Annotated in this window: 16 protein-coding genes; 6 read left to right on the top strand and 10 right to left on the bottom strand. The window is 74.2% G+C overall.

Annotated features, from left to right (window positions below; translation table 11 throughout):
- Window positions 1-148: 148 nt before the first annotated feature.
- Together FHX32_RS08095 and FHX32_RS08090 are read left to right on the top strand one after the other, a co-directional pair.
- Window positions 149-607 (top strand): hypothetical protein, encoded by a 459-nt coding sequence (locus FHX32_RS08095; RefSeq protein ID WP_167180140.1) that lies wholly within the window; start codon window positions 149-151, stop codon window positions 605-607.
- Between the two features lie 30 nt (window positions 608-637).
- Complete coding sequence (locus tag FHX32_RS08090) at window positions 638-2,152, top strand: serine/threonine protein kinase (RefSeq protein WP_167180139.1); 1,515 nt, start codon at window positions 638-640, stop codon at window positions 2,150-2,152.
- On the opposite strand, the gene FHX32_RS08085 is transcribed toward FHX32_RS08090, so the two are convergent.
- On the bottom strand, window positions 2,139-2,468 hold the full coding sequence (locus FHX32_RS08085) for a hypothetical protein (protein ID WP_167180138.1): 330 nt from the start codon (window positions 2,466-2,468) through the stop codon (window positions 2,139-2,141). The genes FHX32_RS08090 and FHX32_RS08085 overlap by 14 nt on opposite strands.
- Window positions 2,469-2,669: 201 nt before the next feature.
- On the opposite strand from FHX32_RS08085, the gene FHX32_RS08080 reads away from it, so the two are divergent.
- Complete coding sequence (locus FHX32_RS08080) at window positions 2,670-3,107, top strand: hypothetical protein (RefSeq protein ID WP_167180137.1); 438 nt, start codon at window positions 2,670-2,672, stop codon at window positions 3,105-3,107.
- Between the two features lie 495 nt (window positions 3,108-3,602).
- Here the strand turns inward: FHX32_RS08080 and FHX32_RS08075 are convergent, their stop codons facing one another.
- From FHX32_RS08075 to FHX32_RS08035, 9 genes are all read right to left on the bottom strand, one after another.
- Complete coding sequence (locus tag FHX32_RS08075) at window positions 3,603-4,766, bottom strand: acyl-CoA dehydrogenase family protein (RefSeq protein WP_167180136.1); 1,164 nt, start codon at window positions 4,764-4,766, stop codon at window positions 3,603-3,605.
- Window positions 4,763-6,766: an ATP-binding protein gene (locus FHX32_RS08070; protein WP_167180135.1), complete on the bottom strand. Its 2,004-nt coding sequence runs from the start codon at window positions 6,764-6,766 to the stop codon at window positions 4,763-4,765. Before FHX32_RS08070 ends, FHX32_RS08075 begins: the two co-directional genes overlap by 4 nt.
- Before the next feature lie 11 nt (window positions 6,767-6,777).
- The gene (locus FHX32_RS08065; protein ID WP_167180134.1) at window positions 6,778-8,379 is read right to left on the bottom strand and encodes a carboxyl transferase domain-containing protein; all 1,602 of its coding nucleotides are present in this window, start codon (window positions 8,377-8,379) and stop codon (window positions 6,778-6,780) included.
- Complete coding sequence (locus FHX32_RS08060) at window positions 8,376-9,572, bottom strand: acyl-CoA dehydrogenase family protein (RefSeq protein WP_167180133.1); 1,197 nt, start codon at window positions 9,570-9,572, stop codon at window positions 8,376-8,378. Before FHX32_RS08060 ends, FHX32_RS08065 begins: the two co-directional genes overlap by 4 nt.
- Window positions 9,569-11,272 carry an acyclic terpene utilization AtuA family protein gene (locus FHX32_RS08055; protein ID WP_167180132.1) on the bottom strand — a complete coding sequence of 568 codons (1,704 nt, stop codon included), beginning with the start codon at window positions 11,270-11,272 and terminating at the stop codon, window positions 9,569-9,571. The genes FHX32_RS08060 and FHX32_RS08055 overlap by 4 nt, the downstream gene beginning before the upstream one ends.
- Complete coding sequence (locus tag FHX32_RS08050; protein WP_167180131.1) at window positions 11,269-12,090, bottom strand: TIGR03084 family metal-binding protein; 822 nt, start codon at window positions 12,088-12,090, stop codon at window positions 11,269-11,271. The genes FHX32_RS08055 and FHX32_RS08050 overlap by 4 nt, the downstream gene beginning before the upstream one ends.
- 24 nt (window positions 12,091-12,114) lie before the next feature.
- A complete protein-coding gene (locus tag FHX32_RS08045) occupies window positions 12,115-12,726 on the bottom strand; it encodes a TetR/AcrR family transcriptional regulator (protein ID WP_167180130.1) in 612 nt (203 codons plus the stop codon).
- An 80-nt stretch (window positions 12,727-12,806) separates the two neighbouring features.
- Entirely contained in the window at window positions 12,807-13,550 is a 744-nt protein-coding gene (locus FHX32_RS08040; RefSeq protein ID WP_167180129.1) for a metallophosphoesterase family protein, read from the bottom strand.
- A 136-nt stretch (window positions 13,551-13,686) separates the two neighbouring features.
- Window positions 13,687-14,364: a Crp/Fnr family transcriptional regulator gene (locus FHX32_RS08035; RefSeq protein ID WP_007073398.1), complete on the bottom strand. Its 678-nt coding sequence runs from the start codon at window positions 14,362-14,364 to the stop codon at window positions 13,687-13,689.
- Between the two features lie 218 nt (window positions 14,365-14,582).
- Here FHX32_RS08035 and FHX32_RS08030 point away from each other — a divergent pair, with 218 nt between their 5' ends.
- From FHX32_RS08030 to nth, 3 genes are all read left to right on the top strand, one after another.
- Window positions 14,583-15,245, top strand: a complete 663-nt coding sequence (locus tag FHX32_RS08030) for an adenosylcobinamide amidohydrolase (protein ID WP_167180128.1) — start codon at window positions 14,583-14,585, stop codon at window positions 15,243-15,245.
- Between the two features lie 56 nt (window positions 15,246-15,301).
- Window positions 15,302-16,459, top strand: a complete 1,158-nt coding sequence (locus FHX32_RS08025; protein WP_167180127.1) for a CapA family protein — start codon at window positions 15,302-15,304, stop codon at window positions 16,457-16,459.
- A gap of 61 nt (window positions 16,460-16,520) precedes the next feature.
- A complete protein-coding gene (gene nth / locus FHX32_RS08020) occupies window positions 16,521-17,309 on the top strand; it encodes an endonuclease III (RefSeq protein ID WP_167180126.1) in 789 nt (262 codons plus the stop codon).
- Window positions 17,310-17,394: the final 85 nt, after the last annotated feature.

The raw sequence follows: 17,394 nt of genomic DNA, 5'->3' as shown, positions 1-17,394 counted from the left end.
CAGCGGTATCGACACGCTCCGAAGGCGGCCCGGTGGGGTGTGGGATTGTGGCGGTTCTGCCGATGTGCCCCGGCGGAACCCGCCGCTAGCCTGTCAGATCGATGCGGCGTCCACAGTGGCGGCCGTACCTGGCTTGGGGAGGGCCGTCATGAGGCTGCCGCGTTCGGGCGCCGGCTGGACGATCGCGGTGTTCGGCGCGCTGGCGCTGCTCATGGGCGCGGTCGGGCTGCTCTGGCCAGAGGCGCTGCTGCGGATGCTCGGCTTCGAGGTGCCGGCGCAGCGGGCGGCCGGCGACCACACCGGCACCTTCCTGATGGCCTCGTCGATGGCCTCGTTCAACATGGGGGTCTACTACCTGCTCGCCACCGCCACCGAGTGGCGCGCGTTCTACCGGTTCACGGTGTTCTTCCGGCTGGTCACCTTCACCGTCTTCAGCATCGCCGTGCTGGCCGACATCGCCCCGGGGCGGTTCTTCGGGGTGGCCGCCTGGGAGGGCGCGGGGGCGGTGGCGACGGCCGTCGGACTCTGGTGGGACGCCCGCCGATCGGGCTCCGCCGAGCCGCCCGTGCCGGCCGAGGCCGCGCCGGCCACGGACGCGGTGCGCTGAGCGCCCCGCCCGGTTGGGTATTTTCGAGCCGTGACCGACACCCCGCCCGGCGCCCTGCCGACGCCCCTCGTGCCCGGTCTGACCGACTTGCGGGTATTTGCCAGGGGCGGTTACGCGACCGTCTACCGGGCCACCCAGATCTCGGTCGGCCGCGAGGTGGCGGTCAAGGTGGAGAACCGGACGCTGGACAGCGAGCGCGACCAGGCGCGGTTCCTGCGCGAGGCGCGGGCCGCCGGCCGGATGTCGTCCCACCCGCACGTGGTCGACCTATTCGACGTCGGGGTCACCGTCGACCAGCACCCCTACCTGATCATGGAGCTCTGCGACGGGTCGTACGCCGAACGGATGCGGACCTCGCCGCTCGGCCCGGTGGAGGCCCGCGACCTCGGGGTCAAGATCGCCGACGCGATCGCCCACTCGCACGGGGCCGGCGTGCTGCACCGCGACGTGAAGCCGGCGAACATCCTCTACTCGCACTTCAACCCGGCGGTGCTGGCCGACTTCGGGCTGGCCGTGCTCGGCGAGATGCGGGACGCCTCGGTGGCGCTGGAGGTGCTCACCCCGGCGTACGCGCCACCGGAGATGTTCAACCACAGCCCGCCGTCGCCGGCGGTCGACGTCTACGCCCTCTGCGCCACCCTCTACGCGGTGATGCACGGCCGGCCGCCCCGCTGGCGGTCCGAGCGGAACCCGAGCCTGGTCACCGTGCTGGAGATGTTCCACCAGCCGATCCCCGGCCTGCCGGGCGTGCCCGAGGCCCTGGTCGACGTGCTCCGCGCCGGGATGGCCAACGATCCGGCCGACCGGCCCTCCGCCGCCGAACTGCGCGGCCTGCTGGCCAGCCTGCCGCTGGAGTCCACCGGCGCCCCGGCCGGCGGCGCGCCCGCCACCGGCGTACCGCTCACCGGCGGTCCCGCCCCCACCGGCCCGTACCCGGCCGGCCGGTCCAGCCGGCCCGCTCCGCGCGGCCCGGTGGACGACGCCCACCCCACCGTGCCCACCACCGGCCGGCGCTGGCGGCGGCGCTGGTTCCTCGGCGGCGCCGGAGTGCTCGCCCTGGCCGGCTCGGCCACCGCCGGGGCGTGGATCGCCGGCGGCGCGCCCGCGCCGACCCCGTCCCCGACGGTGGAGACGGCGGCGGCCACCCCCGCCGCGCTGCCCGCCTGTGCGGTCGGCTCGGCCGAACTGCCGGACGGCGCGCGCTGCGGCGCCGAACTGGAGTGCTTCGGCCCGGTGCGGGTACGCGGCCAGCGCGCCGTCGCCGACCGGGTGCCCTGCGACGGCCAGCACACCTGGGAGAGCTACGCCCAGGGCGAGTTGCCGGCCACCCTGGTCGGCGCCGGTCACGCCGAGATCAGCGCAGACCCGGCGGTCCGCCGGGTCTGCAACGAGACCACCTTCCGGCTCACCAGCGGGATCGCCCAGCCGGCGGGGTGGAACCTGGAGGTGCTGCCGCCGGCCGGGGCCGGCGCCGACCGCACCTACCGCTGCCTGGCGGGGCGAGGGCTGGACGCGCTCGCCTCGCCCACCCTCACCGGTCGCTGAACCGGTCCCGGTGCCGCTCCCGCATCGCCCGCACCGCGTCCAGGTTGTCCAGCGTCTCCAGGGTGTCCGCGTCGATGCCGGACAACCCGTCCACCGGCTGCCCCGCCGTCGTGGCGGCGTCCGGCTCGGCGTCGTCGCGCTGCCGGACGGCGGTCAGCGACACTCCCGCGACGGTGGCGGAGAGGACGCAGAGCAGCGCCAGCACCACGCCGACGAGATCCTCCCGGCGCCAGAGGACGAGCGTCACCAGCAGCGCGACGGCGACCGTCGCGGCGACCGCCGCCACCGTCCGCGCGTCCGCACCGGGCAACCTCATCCGTCCAGCATGTCTCCGCCGGGCCGCCTGTCAACCGCCCTCACCCCGCCACGCCCGTCCCGACCAGCGCCGCTCGTTCTCGGAAAGAGTGGCTGTTCCGCGGGATTTGGCCACTCTTTCGGGGAAAGTGCGCCGCGGAGGAGCGGGGTGGGGCGGCTTACCATCCACTGGAGATCATTTTCGTGACGGTGAGGGGGCGGCGTGAGTCGACCGATCCGGATCGTGCCGGTACTGCTGGTGGCGGGTCTGCTGGGCGCCTGTGGGGACGGGCCGGCGCCTGCGGTGACGGCCCCGACCGGCAGCGCACCGGCCGCCAGCCGGCCGACGAGCGCCGCGCCGCTCACCGTGGAGCAGGCGATCGCCCGGTTCGTCGCCGAGACGTACGGCCCGGACACCCGGTACGTCGGCCGTTGCGCCGACGTCCAGCCGGGCACCCGGGGCGTCTGCGCCTTGCCGAAGGCCACGGTGGACGGTGGCGAGGTGTACGGGATCGGCGCCCCGTTCAGCGAGATCGACGCCTTCCTGCTGCTCGGCGAGGACGCCGGCGGCTGGCGGGTGGTCGACTCGTACGTCCCGGACTTCCCGGCGGACGGGTCGTCGTCCGGGCCGGCGCCCGCCTGGTTCGCCGAGGTCGACTGACCGGCTGCGGCTGGTTTCCGGCATTCCGATCGGGCAATGACAGCGCCGACCGAGGTGAATTCGTTACACCGTCTCCGACGAAAGTCGGCTTTGTTGCCGTTTCGTGGTGCGCATTCATAGCTTGACGTCTCTAGAGTGGCGGGGGGTCGAGTTCGGTTCGACCTGTCCCGTCGCCCACCGGAAGGCGTCCACATGTCGCGAGGAACCCCGCCGGTGGTCGCGCCGCTGCCGGCGGTCGGCACGCACACCGTCCGCTGAGAGACCCGGGGTACGGCGGGCGATCGGGCGCCCGCCGTACCCCGGCCCACCCCGGGTGTCGTTACCGCTCTGGCGTTGCGGGGTGCTGACCCCAAGGATCGTCCGGGCATCATCAAGGAAGTAGCGGAGTTGTTTCGCTGGCGTCGGTAACGCGCAACATTGCGTCAGGTGCAGGCCACGGCGTTGCCGATGCCGTTTTCGTGCCACGCGCGACCTCGCCGGCTCTCGGCCGACCGCTCAGTAGGACCTGTCCTGGCCGAGGACGTGCTGGGCGACGAAGTTGAGGATCATCTCCCGGCTGACCGGGGCGATCCGGCCGGCCCGGACCGCGCCGAGCAGGGTGGCCACGCCGTACTCGGTGGTCATGCCGGCGCCGCCGAGCACCTGGACGGCGGTGTCCACGGCCAGCGCGGCGGCCTCGCCGGTGGCGTACTTGGCCATGTTGCCGGCCACCCCGGCCTCCAGGTCGCGCCCGGCGTCGTAGAGGCTGGCCGCCTTGTAGATCATCAGCCGGGCCAGTTCCACCTGCACCGCCGCGTGCGCCAGCGGGTGCGACACCCCCTGGTGCGAGCCGATGCTCCGGCCGCCCCACACCTTGCGGCTGGCGGTGTACTCCGACGCGCGCTCGATGGCGTACCGGCCGGTGCCGGCGCCCATCGCGGCGACCGTGATCCGCTCCGGGTTGAGCCCGGAGAAGAGCGCCGGCAGGCCGGCGTCGAGCGACTGGCCGACCAGCGCGTCGGCGGGCAGCCGCACGTCGTCCAGGTAGAGCAGGAACTGGTTCTCCGGGGAGAGGATCTCCATGTCCAGCTTGGACCAGGTCAGCCCGGGCGCGTCGGTCGGCACGACGAACAGTGCCGGCTTGAGCTTCCCGCTCGCCGCGTCCTCGGTGCGGGCCACCACGAGGACGTGCCCGGCCTCGTCGACGCCGGAGATGTAGCACTTGCGGCCGGAGAGCAGCCAGTCGTCGCCGTCGCGCCGGGCTACCGTGCCGAGCCGGTGGAAGTTCGAGCCGGCCTCCGGTTCGGTGATCGCAAAGACGATCTTCTGCGAGCCGTCGGCGAGCCCGGGCAGGTACCGCTTCCGCTGCTCGTCGGTGCCGTGCCGGGTGATCACGGTGGCCGCGATGGCCGGGGAGACCACCAGCAGCAGCAGCGGGCAGCCGGCGGCGGCCAGTTCCTCGCAGACCAGGGCCAGTTCGGTGATGCCGCCGCCGCCACCGCCGTACTCGGTGGGGATGTTGACGCCGAGGTAGCCGAGCCGGCCGGCCTCGTGCCACAGCTCGGTGGTGTGCTCGCCGGCCTTGGCCTTCTCGACGAAGTACCGGTGGCCGTACCGCAGGCCGAGCGACCGGACGGCGTCGCGCAACTGTTCCTGCTCCGGGGTGAGGTCGAAGTTCATCGTGGGGCCTCCAGATCGGGGTCGACGACGGCCAGCACGGCGCCGGTGTCGACCTGGCCGCCGGCGGGCACCGGCAGGTCGGCCACCACGCCGTCGGTCGGGGCGAGCACGGGGTGTTCGAGCTTCATCGCTTCCAGGGTGAGCAGCAGGTCGCCGGCGGCGACCGGCCGGCCGACCTCGACGTGCACCCGGGTCACCGTCCCGGGCAGCGGCGCGAGCAGCGAGCCGGCGGCCAGCTCCGCGGTGGGCAGCGGGAAACGGGGCAGCTCGGTCAGGCTCGCCGCCCCGTCCGGGCCGTCCACGAAGACCTTCGACCCCACCCGGTGTACGCGGTACGCCCGCCCCACCCCGGCCACGTCCAGCACGACCCGCTCGGGGGTGGCCTCGACCAGCGTCACGGCCGGCCGCTCGGCGTCGTCGTCGCCCGGCCCGCCGGCCGCCGCCACTGACCACCCGGCCAGCGCGCCGACGCGGTCGAAGCGGTAGCGGACCTCGATCTCGTCGTCTCCCAGGGCGTAGCGGACGACCTGCGGGAAGGCCGGGACGTTCCGCCACCCGGAGGGGAGACCGGCGAGCACCGGCGCGGCGGCGCGACGTCCGGCGGCCCCGGCGAGTGCCGCCGCCAGCGCGGCCACCGGGACCTGGTCGGCGGGCAGCAGCGGGGCGAACACCTCGGGGTGCCGGTCCAGGAAGCCGGTGTCGATGTCGACGGCGGCGAACTCCGGGCTGCGCAGGATGCGGACCAGCAGGTCCCGGTTGGTGGCCACGCCGTGCAGCTCGGCCCGGGCCAGCGCGCCGGCCAGGGCGCGGGCCGCCTCGGCGCGGGTGGGCGCCCAGGCGATCACCTTCGCGAGCATCGAGTCGTAGTGGACGCCCACCACCGAGCCGTCGGCCACGCCGGCGTCGAGCCGCAGGCCCGGCCCGGCCAGCGGGCCGAACTCGACGGCCACGCCGGGCAGGGCGAACCGGTGCAGGGAGCCGGTCGCCGGCCGGTACCCCTGGGCCGGGTCCTCGGCGCAGAGGCGTACCTCGATCGCGTGGCCGACGGCCGGCGGAGCCGCCGCCACCGGCAGCGGCTCGCCCTCGGCGACGAGCAGTTGCAGCCGGACCAGGTCCAGCCCGGTGGTCAGCTCGGTGACCGGGTGCTCCACCTGGAGCCGGGTGTTCATCTCCAGGAAGTGGATGTCGCCGTCCGGGGCGAGCAGGAACTCGACGGTCCCGGCCCCGACGTAGTCGACCGTCCGGCCGGCGGCCACCGCCGCCTCGTACAGCCGCTGCCGCACCTCGTCGGGGAGGACACCCGGCGCCTCCTCGACGATCTTCTGGTGCCGGCGCTGGATCGAGCACTCCCGGACACCGAGGGCGACCACCGTCCCGTGCGTGTCGCCGAAGATCTGCACCTCGACGTGCCGGCCGCGTTCGACGTACCGCTCGATGAAGACCGTGCCGTCGCCGAAGGCCGAGGCCGCCTCGCGGCGCGCACCGGCGACGGCCTCGGCGAGCCCATCGGCGTCGCGGACCACCCGCATGCCACGCCCGCCGCCCCCGGCGGACGCCTTCACCAGCACCGGGAAGCCGGTGACCTGGTCGGCGTCGGTCCAGGTCGGCAGCATCGGCACGCCGGCCTCGGCGAGCAGCGCCTTCGCCGCCATCTTGTCGCCCATCGCGGCGATCGCCTTGGCCGGCGGCCCGACCCAGGTCAGCCCGGCGTCGGTGACCGCCGTCGCGAACTCGGCGTTCTCGGCGAGGAAGCCGTAGCCGGGGTGGACGGCGTCCGCGCCGGCCCGGCGGGCCGCGTCGAGGATGAGGTCGATCCGCAGGTACGTCTCGGCCGGCGTGTTCCCGGGCAGCCGTACGGCCAGGTCGGCCTCGGCGACGAAGGGCGCGTCGGCGTCGGCGTCGGAGTGCACCGCGATGGTGGTGATCCCGAGCGTGCGGCAGGTGGCGAAGATCCGGCGGGCGATCTCACCCCGGTTGGCGACCAGCAGTCTGTTGATCATGACCTACCCCCTCACATCCGGAAGACGCCGAAGCCGTCGGCGCCCTTCACCGGTGCGTTGTGGATCGCTGAGAGGCAGAGGCCGAGCACGGTACGGGTGTCCCGGGGGTCGATCACCCCATCGTCGTAGAGCCGGCCGGAGAGGAAGAGCGCGCCGGACTGGGACTCGATCTGCTGCTCGACCATCATCCGCATGGCGGCGTCGGACTCCTCGTCGAACTCCCGGCCCCGGGCGGCGGCGGCCTGCCGGGCCACGATGGAGAGCACGCCGGCCAACTGCGCCGGCCCCATCACCGCCGACTTCGCGTTCGGCCAGGTGAACAGGAACCGCGGCTCGTACGCCCGACCGCACATGCCGTAGTTGCCGGCCCCGTAGGAGGCCCCGAGGTTGACCGTCAGGTGCGGCACCGTCGAGTTCGACACCGCGTTGATCATGAGCGCGCCGTGCTTGATGATGCCGCGCTGCTCGTACTCGGTGCCGACCATGTAGCCGGTGGTGTTCTGCAGGAAGAGCAGCGGGGTGTCGGCCGCGTTGGCGAGCTGGATGAACTGCGCCGCCTTCTGCGCCTCCTCGCTGAACAGCACGCCGCGGGCGTTGGCCAGCACACCGACCGGGTAGCCGTGCAGCTCGCCCCAGCCGGTGACCAGGGCGCTGCCGTACGCCGGCTTGAACTCGTCGAACTCGCTTCCGTCCAGGAGCCGGGCCAGCACCTCGCGCGGGTCGAACGGCACCTTGAGGTCGGCCGGGACGAGGCCGAGCAGCTCCTCCGGGTCGTACCTGGGCGGACGCGGGACCGGGGTGCGCGGCGGCGGGCCCTGCTTGCGCCAGTTCAACCGGCGTACGCACTGCCGGGCCAGCCGGATGCCGTCCCGCTCGTCCTCGGCGAGGAAGTCCGCCAGGCCGGAGGTGGTGGCGTGCATCGCCGCCCCGCCCAGCGACTCGTCGTCGGTGACCTCGCCGGTGGCCATCTTCACCAGCGGCGGACCGGCGAGGTAGACCTGCGACCGGTCCCGGATCATGATCACGTGGTCGGACATCCCCGGCACGTACGCCCCGCCCGCGGTGGCGTTGCCGAAGACCACGCTGACCGTGGGGATCCTCGCGGCGGAGAGCCGGGTGAGGTCGCGGAACACCCGCCCGCCCGGGATGAAGATCTCCGCCTGGGTGGGCAGGTCGGCACCGGCCGACTCGACCAGGTTCACCATCGGCAGCCGGTTGGCCAGCGCGATCTCGCCGGCCCGCCGGGTCTTGGCCAGCGACCAGGGGTTGACCGCGCCACCGCGTACCGTCGGGTCGTTGGCGACGACCAGGCACTCGACGCCCTCGACCACCCCGATCCCGGTCACCACGCTCGCGCCGACCGGGAAGTCGGTGCCGTACGCGGCCACCGGCGACAGCTCCAGGAACGGGCTGTCCGGGTCGAGCAGCAGCTCGATCCGTTCCCGGGGGAGCAGCTTGCCCCGGGCGTGGTGCCGGGTCACGTACTTCTCGCCGCCCCCGGCGCGGGCCCGGTCGAGCGCCGCGTCCAGTTCGGCGAGGCGGTCCAGCAGCGCCGCGCGGTTGGCCGTGAACCCCGGCGCGGACGGGTCGACCGCGGTGTCCAGTGTGGTCACAGCCCCATCCCCTTCGCGATGATCTCGTTCATGATCTCGGTGGTGCCGCCGCCGATGCCGAGGATCCGGGCGTCCCGGTAGTGCCGCTCCACCTCGGCGTCGCGCAGGTAGCCGTAGCCGCCGTGCAGTTGCAGCGCCTGGTCGACCACGTGGTCGCAGGCGGCCACCGCGACGTTCTTGGCCATCGCCACCTCGGTCACCACCGGCTCGCCGGCGGCCACCCGGGCGGCCACCTCGTGCACGTACGCCCGGGCCGCCTCGGCGCGGGTGTGCATTTCGGCCAGCCGGTGCCGGACCAACTGGCGGCTGGCCAGCGGACGGCCGAACGTGGACCGGTCCCGGCACCAGCGGGTGGCCAGCTCGACGCAGCGCTGCGCGGTCGCGTACGCCTGGGTGGCCAGCGAGAGCCGCTCGGTGGCGAAGTGCTGCATGATCGCGAGGAAGCCGGTGTTCTCCTCGCCGATCCGGTTGGCCACCGGCACCCGGACGTCGACGAAGGAGAGTTCGGCCGTGTCCGAGCAGTGCCAGCCCAGCTTCTCCAGCCGGCGGCCCACGGTGAACCCGGGCGTGCCCTTGTCGATCACCAGCAGGCTGAGCTCGCCGCTGCCGGGGAAGTCGGTGCAGACCGCGGTGGTCACGAAGTCGGCCCGGACCCCGCTGGTGATGTAGGTCTTCGACCCGTTCACCACGTAGTGGTCACCGTCGCGGCGGGCGGTGGTGCGGATCGCGGCGACGTCCGAGCCGCCGTCCGGCTCGGTGATCGCCAGGGCGCCGATCATCGTCCCGGCGAGGGTGGGGCGGACGTACCGGTCGACCAGGTCGTCGTCACCCCGGAATTGACCAGCGGCGAGCCGGCCGCGGAGCAGGCCGCCGCTCCGGCCGCCGGCCGCGGCGACCATGTGCGGCAGGGCGATGCCGTGCGTGAAGAGCGCCGCGATCAGCCCGGACGACCCGCCGGCGCGGATGATCTCCTCGGTGACCACTATCGAGTCGAGCAGGTCACCGCCGCTGCCGCCGACCGACTCGGGGAAGCCGATGCCGAGCAGGCCGATCTTGGCGGCGGTCTCGTGCAGCGACCGGGGCACCTCACCGGCCCGCTCCCAGTCGGCCAGGTGCGGCAGCACCTCGCGGGTGACGAACGACCGGGTCAGCTCCCGCAGCTGCCGGCGCTCCGGAGTGTCGACGATGGTCACGAGTCCTCCCCGGTGGGGGCGGCCGGCCCGGCCGCGAGGTCGGTGGGCAGGTCGACGATCCGGGACCGGAGCAGCTCGCCGAGCGCCTTGGCCTGCGGGTCGAACCGGGTGGACGCGGCCACCCCCTGGCCGAGCAGCCCGCGGATCACGAAGTTCACCGCGCGCAGGTTCGGCAGCTCGTACCGCTCGACGGCCAGCGACGCGGTCTCCGGCAGCAGCTCGGCCAGCCGCGCGACGGTGAGCCAGCCGCGCAGCCAGTCGTACGCCCGGTCGGTGCGCGCCCAGACGCCGAGGTTGGCGTCGCCGCCCTTGTCGCCGGAGCGCGCGCCGACCAGCTCGCCGAGCGGGCCCCGCCGGGTTGGTCCGGCGGCGGCCGGCGGCGGGTCGGCCGGCGTGGGCTCGGCTGCCGGCGGGGCGGTCCGGGTCGGCGGCGGGATCGGCACCCGCTCACCGGACGGGAGCACCGCGACGTGCGCCACCGCGTCCTGCGGCACCGTGTCGGCGGTGAACACCCCGTACGGCGTCGCGTCGCCGGGCAGCGTGGTGAGGGTGCAGCCCGGGTAGGAGGCCAGCGCCAGTTCCACCGCGGCCGCCGAGAACGCCCGCCCGGCCCGCGCCTTGTCGCCGGCGCGCAGGTGTACGTGCAGCAGCGCGCTCGCCGCCGCGGTGTCGGCGGCGTCCGGGTGGTCGGTGCGGGCCAGGGTGAACTCCAGCCCCTCCTTGCCGACCGCCTCCTCCAGTTGGCCGCGCACCAGGGCTGCTTTCGCCGGGATGTCGAGCCCGCACAACACGAACGTCATCGAGTTGCGGAAGCCGCCCAGGTTGTTGACGCCGACCTTGAGGGTCTCCGGCGGCGGCGTGCCGCGTACCCCGCTGACCCGGACCCGGTCAGCGCCGTCGGCGTGCAGGGTCACCGTGTCCAGCCGGGTCACCACGTCCGGCCCCAGGTACGCCGGCCCGCCCACCTCGTAGAGCAGCTGGGCGGTGACCGTCTCGACGGTGACCGCGCCGCCGGTGCCCGGGTGCTTGGTGAGCACGCAGGAGCCGTCCGGGTGCAGTTCGGCGACCGGGAAGCCGGGGCGGTGGCCGCCGTCGGGCAGCTCGGTGAAGAAACTGAAGTTGCCGCCGGTCACCTGGGCGCCGCACTCCACGAGGTGGCCGGCGACCGTCGCCCCGGCCAGCGCGTCGAGGTCGTCGCGGCCCCAGCCGAACCGGGCGATCGCCGGGCCCACCACCAGGGACGCGTCGGTGACCCGGCCGGTGACCACCACGTCCGCGCCGCCGTCCAGGCAGGCCGCGATGCCGAACGCCCCGAGGTAGGCGTTCGCGGTGAGCGCGTCCGGGCGGTCCAGCGCGTCGCCCTCGACGTAGCCGACCCGGACCGGCAGGCCGAGCCGTTCGGCGAGCGCGCCGATCGCGGTGGCCAGCCCGGCCGGGTTCAGCCCACCGGCGTTGGTCACGATCCGTACGCCCCGGTCCAGCGCGGTGCCGAGGCAGCCCTCCAGCTGGCGGAGGAAGGTCTTCGCGTAGCCCAGGGCCGGGTCGCGCAGCCGGTCCCGGCCGAGGATCAGCATGGTCAGCTCGGCCAGGTAGTCGCCGGTCAGCACGTCCAGGTCGCCGCCGTCGAGCATCTCCCGCCAGGCGCTGAACCGGTCGCCGTAGAAGCCGGAGGCGTTGCCCACCCGCAGCACCCCGGTCATGCCGGCGCTCCGCTCCCGACGGTGGCGTCCGGGGTCGGGCCACCGGCGGGTGGGCGGCCCGGGCCCGGTGGGCCGGCGAACGCCTGCGCCACGTCGAGCCACTCGTCGGCGACCGGGCCGGTGGCCGTCAGGGCCAGGTCGGCGCGGTGCCGGCGCTGGGTGACCAGCAGGCAGAAGTCCAGCGCCGGGCCGGTGACCCGGTCGGCGGCGTCGGCCGGGCCGAAGCTCCAGGTCGTCCCGTCGGGTGCGGCCAGCTCGACCCGTACCGGCGCCGTCGGCACCGGCCGGCCGTGGGCGGCGAAGCTGTGCCCGAGAGTACGGAACCCGAGGTACGCGACGTGCCGGAGCCGGGCGCTGGCCGGGCGGGTGACGCCGAGCGCGTCGGCCACGTCCTCGCCGTGCGCCCAGGTCTCCATGATCCGGGCGGTGGCCATCGAGGCGGGCGACATCCGGGTGCCGTACCAGGGCAGCTTCCCGCCGGGCGGGGCGGCCACCAGGGTGGCGGTGAGCGCCGCCCGGCCGGCGCGCCAACGGGCCAGCAGCTCGGCCGGCGGAGCGAGGAACTCCTCGGCGCCGTCATCGACCAGCCGCGCCGGATCCGGGGCCGCGGCGACCGAGGCGAAGAAGGCGGTGGCGTCGGTGGCGGCGAGCAGCGCGACGTGGTCGGTCCAGGCGAGGTGGGCGATCTGGTGCCCGACCGTCCAGCCCGGCGCCGGGGTCGGTCGGGCCCAGTCGGCCGGTGCCAGGGGACTCACCAGAGCGTCCAGCTGCTCGGACTCGGTGGCCAGATCCGCGAGCAGGTCTGCGATGTCGACCATGGTGCCTCCGGTCGGAACGGGCGGTCAGGGCGTGGGCGTGAGCACGGTGGCGAGCTGGCGCTTCCAGGTGGCGAGCAGGGCGGTGCGGCGGGTCGAATCGTCGTTGAGCAGGTTGGCCACCCCGAGGCCGCGGAGCAGGTCGAGGGTGGCCTGGACGGCCTCGCGTACGCCCGGGCGGCGTTCGTCGACGCCGAGCAGGGCGACGGTGAGCCGGTGCATCTCCCGGCCGACCCGGGCCTCCAGCGGCACCAGGGCCTCGCGCAGTTCGCGGTCGGTGCGGGCGGCGACCCAGAGTTCCAGGGCGGCGACGAAGAGCGGCCCGGTGAAGGCGGCGCCGAGCAGGTCGATCACCCGGTCGAGCCGCTGCGGGCCGGCCGGCAGCGCCTCCGCCTCGGTGCGCAGCTCGACCGCCCGCCGCTCGGCGAGATGGTCGACGGCGGCGATGACCAGGGCGGCCTTGGTGGGGTAGTGGTGCAGCTGCGCGCCCCGGGAGACGCCGGCCCGGGCCGCGACCAGCGTCGTGGTGGTGCCGGCCCAACCGTGCTCGACCAGGCACTCGACGGTCGCCTCCAGCAGCCGGGCGCGGGTGGCGCGGCTGCGTTCCTGTTGAGGGACGCGGATCGATGCGGCGGGCACGGGGACAGCGTGCCGCCCGAGAAACAAACAGTCAAGCCTGACTTTTTCTGCGGCCGGGCCGGGGGTGGGCCCGGTCGGGGTCAGCGGCCGTCGCGCGGGGCGAAGACGGCCAGCGCGTCGGCGTCGCTGTGCCGGGAGCGCAGGTACTCGTCGGCCCACTCGGCGGCGTCCGGGAAGGTCGACTCAGCGGCCACCCGGGCGCAGGCGGCGTCCACGTCGAAGTCCGTCCGGCGCAGCTCCACCCCGGGCCCGAGCAGTGCCCAGTACGCCCCCGGGCCGCCGTACGGCATGCCCACGCTGCCCGGGTTGACCACCATGCGCCGGTCGACCAGCCGGGTGAACGGCATGTGGGTGTGCCCGCAGACCACCGTGCGCACCGCGGCCGGTACCCCGGCGAACACCTCCGCCCAGCGCGCCATCCGGGTGTCGACCAGCACGACCTCCTCGTCGTCCCGGGGCGTGGCGTGGCAGAAGAGCACCGGCCCGAGGCCGGCGACCTCCAGGGTCACCGTCAGCGGCAGCGCGGCCAGCCGGGCCGACTGGTCGTCGCGGAGCTGCCCGGCGGCCCAGTTCGAGACGTCGATCGGGGACTTCCGGCCGGCGCGCGCCTCGACCAGTTCCCGGTCGGCGTTGCCGCGTACCCAGCAGACCCGGTCGCCCAGGCCGGCGAGCAGGTCGAGCACCTCGACCGGCTGCGGGCCGGCCGCGATGTCGCCGGTGAGCACGATCAGGTCGGCGGCGGCGACGTCCGGCTCGGCCAGTACGGCCTCCAGCGCTGGCAACGCCCCGTGGATGTCGGAGAGAACAGCGACCCGGTTCAGCATCGGTCCAGGGTGCGGGACCGGTGGGGTCAGGTCCAGGAATTCTGCGCCGGGCAGACAGACGACCGAACCGGCCCGGACCGACGACGCGGTCCGGGCCGGGATTGCCATGGCGGCCGGGGACGGGCCCCGGTCGTGGTCAGACGCGGGCGCGGCGGGCCAGGCGCTCCGGGTCGAGGATGATGATGCTCTTGCCGTCCAGGCGCAGCCAGCCGCGCGAGGCGAAGTCGGCCAGCGCCTTGTTCACGGTCTCCCGGGAGGCGCCGACCAGCTGGGCGATCTCCTCCTGGGTGAGGTCGTGGGTCACCCGCAGCACGCCGCCGTCGCGGGTGCCGAACCGGCCGGCCATCTGGAGCAGGTTCTTCGCCACCCGGCCGGGCACGTCGGTGAAGATCAGGTCGGCCAGCGAGTCGTTGGTCCGCCGGAGCCGGCGGGCCAGCACGCGGAGCAACTGCTCGGCGATCTCGGGCCGGTTGTTCAGCCACGGTCGCAGCGCCTGCTTGCGCAGCCGCACCAGCCGGGTGTCGGTCACCGCGGTGGCGGTCGCCGTACGCGGACCCGGGTCGAACAGTGACAGCTCGCCGACCATGTCCGACGGGCCCATCACCGCGATCAGGTTCTGCCGACCGTCCGCTGCTCGGCGGCCGACCTTGATCTTGCCAGACAGCAGGATGTAGAGACTGTCGCCGGGCTCGCCCTCGTTGAAGACGACCTCGCCCTTGCGGACCTCGATCGTCTCCATCTCCTTGGCGAGCGCCTCGGCAGCCTCCGGGTCGACCCCCTGGAAGATCCCGCTGCGGGCCAGTACCTCGTCCATCGCGCACCTCCGGTTGCGCGTGCCGTCTGCTCGGCCGGGTCCGCCGTCCGCTGATCCCTCGCGCGCCGCCAAGTCTAGGCACAACAGCGCGGGAATCAGAGGTGCACCCCTGGAATCTTGATCCCCGGGCGTAACCCACCCGACCCGTCCGACCAGTAAGATCGCGCGATTTCCGGACCCCGGCCGGTCGCCGGGAGCCCGGGCCGTAGGGTCACGGCGTGCTGAGTGACCCCCTGCTGACCACCCGCCACGAGGGCGGGCGGGACGTGCCGCTGCTGGTCTGGCGAGCCGACCGCCCGCTGCGCGCGGTCAGTTCCGCGCCGCTCGGCGGCGGCATCGGAGAGCGGCGGTGGGTGGTCAACGCGACCGTGCCGATGTCGTACGACCGGGACGATCCCGCCGACCACCTGGCCGGCCTGGCCGACCAGCTCGGCCTGGCCGGGCCGGGGGTGGGCCTGCTGACCGGCGTCGACGTGGCGGAGGTGGTGGCCCGGACCGACACCGGCGTGCGGGCCTGGGCGACGGTCGGGCTCGGCACCCCGGTCTGGGCCGCCGCACCCGCGCCGGTGGCGCCCGGGCAGCGGGTCGGCACGGTCAACATCGTCCTGTACGTGCCGGCCCGGCTCGGTGACGCCGCGCTGGTCAACGCGGTGGCCACGGCCACCGAGGCGAAGGCGCAGGCGATCGGCGAACTGGGGATGGCGGGCACCGGCACCCCGACCGACGCGGTCACCGTGCTCTGCCCGGCCGACGGCCCGGTCGCCGCGTATGGCGGCCCCCGCTCGGTCTGGGGGGCGCCGCTGGCCCGGGCCGTGCACGCCGCCGTGCTGGCCGGCGGGGCCGGCACCGTGGTCCCCTGGTCGGATCGGCTGGCGGGCTGAATTCCTGGCCGATCGGCCCTCGCCGGCCCGTTTGCCGCCCGGTAGGGTCGCGGGCGATGTACGCTGCCGCCTGCACCACCCCCCGTCCGCGCCGCCGCCCGGCGCTGGCGCTCGTCGTGCTGCTCGCCGCCCTGCTCGCGGCCGGCTGTGGCGACGGGTCGGTGGACGGGCCGGTCTGGCAGCCCGGCGCGGGCGGTGGCGGCACCGGCGCCCCGGTCGGCTCGGCCTCCGCGACGCCGGCCGAGAAGTCCATCTCGCTCTCCGCCACCGGCGACATCATCATGGGCAACGCGCCGAACCGGCTGCCCGCCAACGGCGGCAAGGGCTTCTTCGACTCGGTCGAGAAGGCGCTCGAGGCCGACCTGGTGATGGGCAACCTGGAGGAGCCGCTCACCGTCGACACCGGCACCGGCAAGTGCGGCGCGAACTCCACCCGCTGCTTCCAGTTCCGGGCCCCGCCCGAGTACGCCGCGCACCTGCGCGACGCCGGGTTCGACCTGCTCAACCAGGCCAACAACCACGGCTACGACTACGGCCCGAAGGGCTACGAGAACACCCAGAAGGCGCTGGAGAAGTACGATCTCGCGCACACCGGGGCGCCCGACCAGATCACCGTGGTCGAGGTGGAGGGCGTCAAGGTCGCGGTCGCCGGCTTCTCGTCGTACGTCTGGTCCAACAGTCTGGTCGACATCGCCGAGGCGAAGCAGGTGATCACCAAGGCGGCCGGGATGGCCGACCTGGTGGTGGTGCAGGTGCACATGGGCGGCGAGGGGTCGGACAAGACCCGGGTGCGGCCCGGCACCGAGATGTTCCTCGGCGAGAACCGGGGCGATCCGGTCAAGTTCTCCAAGGCGATGATCGACGCGGGCGCCGACCTGATCGTCGGGCACGGCCCGCACGTGCTGCGCGGCATGGAGTTCTACAAGGGTCGGCTGATCGCGTACAGCCTCGGCAACTTCGCCGGTGGCGGCAACTCGCTGAGCAACGCCGGCCGGCTGGGCTGGGGCGGCGTGCTCAAGGTGTCGCTGAAGCCGGACGGCAGCTGGGCCGGCGGCTCGTTCGTCTCGACGTACATGAACTCGGCCGGCAAGCCGACCATGGACCGCGACGACCGGGGCCTCGGCCTGGTGCGGCAGCTGACCCGCAGCGACTTCCCGAAGACCGGCGCCCGGTTCGACGACTCCGGCCGGATCAGCCCGCCGGCGGAGGGCTGATCCGCCGGCTCGGCGCGTGGGGCCCGGCGGTTCGTCGGACCGGCGACGTAGGCTGGCCGGCGTGACCACCAGCTCTCCCGGTGCCGCCGAGACCGATCTCGGCCGCAAACGTCGCGCCCGGAAGATCGGTCGGGTGCTGACCGAGACCCACCCCGACGCGCACTGTGAGCTCGACCACTCCAGCCCCCTGGAGCTGGCCGTGGCGACCATTCTCTCCGCCCAGTGCACCGACAAGAAGGTCAACGAGGTCACCCCGAAGCTCTTCGCCCGCTATCCGACCGCCGCCGACTACGCCGGCGCCCAGCGGGCCGAGCTGGAGGAGCTGATCCGCCCCACCGGCTTCTACCGGAACAAGACCGACTCCCTGATCAAGCTCGGCCAGGCGCTGGTCGAGCGCTTCGACGGCCGGGTCCCCGGCAAGCTGGCCGACCTGGTGACGCTGCCCGGGATCGGCCGCAAGACCGCCAACGTCATCCTCGGCAACGCCTTCGACGTGCCCGGCATCACCGTCGACACCCACTTCCACCGGTTGGTGGGGCGCTGGCGGCTGACCGGCGAGACCGACCCGGTCAAGGTGGAGCACGCCATCGGGGCGCTCATCGAGCGGCGCGACTGGACGATGTTCTCGCACCGGGTGATCTTCCACGGCCGGCGGGTGTGCCACGCCCGCAAGCCGGCCTGCGGCGCCTGCACCCTGGCCAAGCTCTGCCCCTCGTACGGCACCGGGCCGACCGAGCCGGCCGCCGCCGCCAAGCTGCTCAAGGGCCCCCGGGCCCGCGACCTCGCGGTCGCCGCCGGGGTCGACCCGGAGCTGGTGCCGGCGCAGGCGGTCGTCGCGGAGGCACCGTGAGCGCGAGGAGTGAGCCGGGTTTGCGAGCCCCGCAGTCGCGAACAGAGGTGGCACCGTGAGCGCGCGGGAGCCCATTCTGCCAACG

Source organism: Micromonospora sp. CNZ280 (assembly GCF_011759515.1).
Note: the sequence above shows the minus strand (reverse complement) of the source record. Positions and strands in the feature narration are given on the sequence as shown.

What these genes read in the sequence shown, in the direction of transcription:
- FHX32_RS08095 (WP_167180140.1), top strand. Translation starts at nt 149, where the DNA reads ATGAGGCTGCCGCGTTCGGGCGCCGGCTGGACGATCGCGGTGTTCGGC.
- FHX32_RS08075 (WP_167180136.1), bottom strand. Translation starts at nt 4,766, where the DNA reads ATGAACTTCGACCTCACCCCGGAGCAGGAACAGTTGCGCGACGCCGTC.
- FHX32_RS08055 (WP_167180132.1), bottom strand. Translation starts at nt 11,272, where the DNA reads ATGACCGGGGTGCTGCGGGTGGGCAACGCCTCCGGCTTCTACGGCGAC.
- FHX32_RS08025 (WP_167180127.1), top strand. Translation starts at nt 15,302, where the DNA reads ATGTACGCTGCCGCCTGCACCACCCCCCGTCCGCGCCGCCGCCCGGCG.
- FHX32_RS08070 (WP_167180135.1), bottom strand. Translation starts at nt 6,766, where the DNA reads ATGATCAACAGACTGCTGGTCGCCAACCGGGGTGAGATCGCCCGCCGG.
- FHX32_RS08050 (WP_167180131.1), bottom strand. Translation starts at nt 12,090, where the DNA reads ATGGTCGACATCGCAGACCTGCTCGCGGATCTGGCCACCGAGTCCGAG.
- FHX32_RS08035 (WP_007073398.1), bottom strand. Translation starts at nt 14,364, where the DNA reads ATGGACGAGGTACTGGCCCGCAGCGGGATCTTCCAGGGGGTCGACCCG.
- FHX32_RS08085 (WP_167180138.1), bottom strand. Translation starts at nt 2,468, where the DNA reads ATGAGGTTGCCCGGTGCGGACGCGCGGACGGTGGCGGCGGTCGCCGCG.
- FHX32_RS08040 (WP_167180129.1), bottom strand. Translation starts at nt 13,550, where the DNA reads ATGCTGAACCGGGTCGCTGTTCTCTCCGACATCCACGGGGCGTTGCCA.